Below are 4,769 nucleotides of genomic sequence, written 5' to 3'. Positions count from 1 at the left end.
GACTTCTGGTACCTGTGGCGGCAGATGGTCGGCCAGCCCGGAGTGGTCGACCCGGCCGGCTATGACCTGGTCACCGGGGTGCAGTCGATCGACGGCGGTAAGCAGGCCGTCGTCACCTTCGCCCGGCCCTACCCGGCGTGGCGGGAGTTGTTCAACAACATCCTTCCGGCGCACATCGTCAAAGACGTGCCCGGTGGGTTTCCGGCCGGGCTGGCCCGCGCTTTGCCGGTCACCGGCGGGCAGTTTCGCGTGGAGTCGATCGACCCTCAACGTGACGAAATTCTGCTGGCCCGCAACGACCGTTACTGGGGCCCGCCGGCCAAGCCCGATCTGGTGCTCTTCCGCCGCGCCGGGGCGCCCGCGGCGCTGGCCGACTCGGTCCGCAACGGCGACACCCAGGTAGCTCAAGTACACGGCGGCTCGGCGGTTTTCGCGCAGCTGTCGGCGATCCCGGGGGTGCGGACCGCCCGGATCATGGCACCGCGAATCATGCAGCTGACGTTGCGGGCCGGCCGGCCCACGTTGGCCGACAGCCAGGTGCGCAAAGCGATCCTGGGCCTGCTCGACGTGGACCTACTCGCCGCGGTGGGTGCGGGCAGTGACAACACCGTGAGCCTGGACCAGGCGCAGATCCGGTCGCCCAGCGATCCCGGCTACGTGCCGACCGCCCCGCCCGCCATGACCCGGACGGCAGCATTGGGGTTGCTGGAGGCGGCGGGCTACCAGATCGACAACGACAACTCGACGCCGGACAACCCGCGCGGTCACGTCGTCAAGGACGGCAAGGATCTGTCGCTGGTGCTCGGGGTCGCGGCCAACGATCCGACCTCGGTGGCCGTCGCGAACACCGCGGCTGACCAGCTACGCAACGTCGGTATCGACGCGACCGTGCTCGCGCTCGACCCGGTCGTGCTGTACCGCGAAGCGCTGCTGAACAACCAGGTCGACGCGTTGGTGGGATGGCGTGAGGCCGGTGGAAATCTGGCGACGCTGCTGGCATCTCGCTACGGCTGCCCGGCGTTGGAGGCGACGGCGGTGTCGACGGCGGTGGCACCGTCGACATTCCGCCCGACCGCAAAGCCCGCGCCCGCGACGACGCCGACCGCCACGTCGACACCTCCGTCCAAGGCGCAGGAGCCCGGCGCGCTCGTGCAGGCGCCGTCCAACCTCACCGGCATCTGTGACCACAGCATTCAGGCCGACATCGACGCGGCCCTGGGCGGTACCAAGGACATCAACGACGTGATCAACGCGGTCGAACCCCGGCTGTGGGACATGGCCACGGTGCTGCCGATTCTGCAGGACACCACGATCGTCGGCGCCGGACCCAGTGTGCAAAATGTCAGCCTCTCCGGCGCGGTCCCGGTCGGCATCGTCGGCGATGCCGGGCAATGGGTCAAGACCTCGCAGTAAGCGGCCCGCCGTGTTGTACTACAACGTCATTCAGATCGGACGCGAAAGCACGGTATCGACGATCTGGGCGAGCTGACGTTTGTTCGGCGGCGCGCCCGTCAGCATCATCTGGTGATTGACCAGCGCAGCGCCCACCCGTGCGGTGTAGGGCGTCAGCGCGGACGCGTCGATCTCGCCGTTGTCGGCGCCCGCCTGCAGGATCGATTCAGTGATCCGCAACCGCGGTCCGACCACGGCGTCGGTGAAGATCGCCCGCAATTCTGGCTCGTGCAGTAGCTGTTGCAGGCTGGCCAGGCTCGGAAATGGGGTCTTGCCCGCGACCAGGTCGCAGTGCGCGTTCAGCGCGGCCAGCAGGTTCTCCCGCGCGGACCGATCCGCCCGCGGCTCGGGCAGCGGCGGCAGGGCATAGAGCAGCGCGGACTGGACCAGGTCGCGCTTGCACGACCACCGGCGGTACAACGCGGCCTTACCCGTCCGCGCCCGCGCGGCAATGCCCTCCATCGTCAGCCCGCCGTAACCAACGGCAGCCAGCTCAGCCAGCGCCGCGTCGTACAAGGCATCTTCGAGTTGCTTGCCGCGGCGGCGGGTGCGGACCGTTGCCGTCTGCTGTCCCATCCGACGATAGTAGCCAGCGACGTACATTTGCGGTGATCAGGGGTTTGCCAAGTTGGCGACTGTCATTGCGGCCCAGGGCTTTATGTCACCGAAATCCTTTGCCGCGCAGTGTCCTAGTAGGGTGCGGTGCATGCAGGAAACGCCGCGGCTGTTATTTGTGCATGCCCATCCCGACGACGAGAGCATCACCAACGGTGCCACCATCGCCCACTACGTCGCACGCGGAGCGCAGGTCCAGGTGGTCACGTGCACGCTCGGCGAGGAGGGCGAGGTCATCGGTGACCAATGGGCGCAGCTGTCCGTCGAGCACGCCGACCAACTCGGCGGGTACCGCATCGGGGAGTTGACCGCCGCCTTGCAGGCGCTCGGCCTCGCCGGCCCGGTCTACCTCGGTGGACCCGGTCGCTGGCGGGACTCCGGCATGGTCGGCGCCCCAGCACGCGGTCGGCAACGATTCAGCGACGCAGACCATCATGAAGCCGTCGGCGCACTCGTCGAGATCATTCGCGCGATGCGACCGCACGTGGTGGTCACCTATGACGCAGGAGGTGGCTATGGGCATCCCGACCACATCCAGGCCCACGTCGTCACCACCGCGGCGGTCGCTGCCGCCGCCAGCGACGACTTCCCCGGACGGCCGTGGTCGGTGCCGAAGTTCTACTGGACGGTGATCTCGCGCGCCGCGTTCACCGCGGGATGGGCGGCGCTCGGGCCCGGGGATCTGCGCGAGCACTGGATCGTCCCGCCGCCGGATGGCGACTTCGGGGCGATCGGGTATCCCGACCACGAGATCGACGCCGTCATCGACGATCCGCAAGCCTTACCGGCGAAGACGGCAGCGCTGCGAGCGCACGCCACGCAGCTGACCGTGGGGCCCACCGGTCGCGCCTTGGCGTTGTCGAACAACATCGCGCTGCCGATCGTCACCCAAGAGCACTACATCTTGACCGCGGGCGTGGCCGGCGATCGTGATGAGCGCGGCTGGGAAACCGACCTGCTGGCCGGAGTCGACCTCGCCGGACCCCTCGCGCGGTAAGCTCGCGGCATGGATCCGGACCTGGACTACAACCAGCAGCACTGGCAGGACCGACTGGACAACTTCCAGTGGACGGTCATGTCCATCGTCTCGCAGTTGGACAGCGTTCCCACCTGACCGCCCTTCGAGTCGCCATTCTGGCGCTGCTGGCTGTCGACGGAATTCTGTCGGCGATCGGCGGCGCCCTCTTTTTGCCCTCCTACATCGGTTCGGTCCCATTCCCGATCAGTGTCCTGGCCAGCGGCCTGCTCAACGCCGCACTGGTGTGGGCTGGCGGGTATTGGACCACCTCGTCGCGGGTTGCCGCGCTGCCGCTGTGGACCTGGCTGTTGGCGGTCCTGGTGATGTGTTTTCAAGGTCCCGGCGGCGACGTCATCTTCGCCGGCCGTGGAGTCCTGGCCTACGGCCCGTTATTGCTGCTCGTGGCGGGTACGGTGCCACCCTTTGCGGTGCTGTACCGGCGCCGACCCGCCCGCTGAGGGCACCGGCCACGCGGTCCACGGCCGGAGGCTACTGTTGTCGCTCATGGCACGCGTGGGGTCGCGGATAATTGGGGACGTGCGGATGAAATGTCGACGTCCGGGAGTTACACCCACGTGCCGTTGACTCCCGGCGAAGAGCCGACCTTGTTGCCCAGTCCGTCGGTACCCCCGGCCGCGGGCAGATCCGCGATGCGCCGGGTGCTGCGCCGCGCCCGCGACGGAGTGGCGCTCAACATCGACGAGGCGGCCGTTGCGTTGACCGCTCGCGGCGACGATCTGGCCGATCTGTGTCGCAGCGCCGCACGGGTTCGCGACGCCGGGTTGGAATCGGCTGGTCGGCGTGGCGGCAACGGCCGACTGCCGGTCAGCTATTCCCGCAAGGTCTTCATCCCGGTCACGCACCTGTGCCGCGACTCCTGCCACTACTGCACGTTCGTCGAGGTGCCCGGCAAGCTGCGCGCCCAGGGCGCAGGCCTGTATCTCGAGCCCGACGAGATCCTCGACATCGCCCGCCGCGGTGCCGAACTTCGTTGTAAAGAAGCATTGTTCACCCTCGGCGATCGCCCCGAGGAGCGGTGGCCGGAGGCCCGGTCGTGGCTGGAAGAGCGCGGCTATGACTCGACGCTGTCGTACGTGCGCGCGATGGCGATCCGGGTGCTGGAGGAAACCGGGCTGCTCCCGCACCTGAATCCCGGCGTGATGAGTTGGTCGGAGCTGTCGAGGCTCAAGCCGGTCGCGCCGTCGATGGGGATGATGTTGGAGACCACGTCGCGGCGGCTCTTCGAGACCAAAGGCCTTGCGCACTACGGCAGTCCGGACAAAGACCCTGAGGTCAGGCTGCGCACGCTGACCGACGCCGGTCGGCTCTCCATTCCGTTCACCACCGGGCTACTGGTCGGCATCGGCGAGACGCTGATCGAGCGGGCCGAGACGTTGCATGCCATTCGCAAGGTGCACAAGGAATTCGGTCACGTCCAGGAAGTGATCGTGCAGAACTTCCGGGCCAAGCAGCACACCGCGATGGCGTCGACCCCGGACGCCGGCATCGACGACTTCCTGGCCACCGTTGCGGTGTCGCGACTCGTCCTCGGCCCGGCGATGCGGGTCCAGGCGCCGCCGAACCTGGTGTCGGAGCAGGAGTGCCTGGCGCTGATCGCAGCCGGCGTCGACGACTGGGGCGGCGTCTCGCCGCTGACCCCCGACCACGTCAACCCCGAACGGCC

Annotated in this window: 5 protein-coding genes; 4 read left to right on the top strand and 1 reads right to left on the bottom strand. The window is 68.1% G+C overall.

The genetic code is table 11. From position 1 onward, the window contains the following. On the top strand, nucleotides 1–1,413 hold a 1,413-nt coding region (locus AC2VOG_RS01445), incomplete at its 5' end, for an ABC transporter family substrate-binding protein (RefSeq protein ID WP_486938137.1). A 30-nt stretch (nucleotides 1,414–1,443) separates the two neighbouring features. Here the strand turns inward: AC2VOG_RS01445 and AC2VOG_RS01440 are convergent. Beyond that, the gene (locus AC2VOG_RS01440; RefSeq protein ID WP_486938136.1) at nucleotides 1,444–2,028 is read right to left on the bottom strand and encodes a TetR/AcrR family transcriptional regulator; all 585 of its coding nucleotides are present in this window, start codon (nucleotides 2,026–2,028) and stop codon (nucleotides 1,444–1,446) included. A 130-nt stretch (nucleotides 2,029–2,158) separates the two neighbouring features. Between AC2VOG_RS01440 and mshB the strand changes: the two genes are divergently transcribed. The 3 genes from mshB to cofG all read left to right on the top strand — a co-directional run. Next, nucleotides 2,159–3,064, top strand: coding sequence for an N-acetyl-1-D-myo-inositol-2-amino-2-deoxy-alpha-D-glucopyranoside deacetylase (gene mshB, locus AC2VOG_RS01435; RefSeq protein ID WP_486938135.1), 906 nt, complete (start codon nucleotides 2,159–2,161; stop codon nucleotides 3,062–3,064). 68 nt (nucleotides 3,065–3,132) lie between these two features. Next, a complete protein-coding gene (locus AC2VOG_RS01430; RefSeq protein WP_486938134.1) occupies nucleotides 3,133–3,543 on the top strand; it encodes a hypothetical protein in 411 nt (136 codons plus the stop codon). Between the two features lie 90 nt (nucleotides 3,544–3,633). After that, a partial coding sequence (gene cofG / locus AC2VOG_RS01425; protein ID WP_486938133.1) for a 7,8-didemethyl-8-hydroxy-5-deazariboflavin synthase CofG occupies nucleotides 3,634–4,769 on the top strand: 1,136 nt, incomplete at its 3' end.

Source organism: Mycobacterium sp. TH-M11 (genome assembly GCF_057473725.1).
The sequence above is the reverse complement of the archived record's forward strand: the minus strand, read 5'-3'. Positions and strand labels throughout refer to the sequence as shown.

Coding starts and splice junctions, on each gene's coding strand:
- AC2VOG_RS01440 (WP_486938136.1), bottom strand. CDS start 2,028: ATGGGACAGCAGACGGCAACGGTCCGCACCCGCCGCCGCGGCAAGCAA.
- mshB (WP_486938135.1), top strand. CDS start 2,159: ATGCAGGAAACGCCGCGGCTGTTATTTGTGCATGCCCATCCCGACGAC.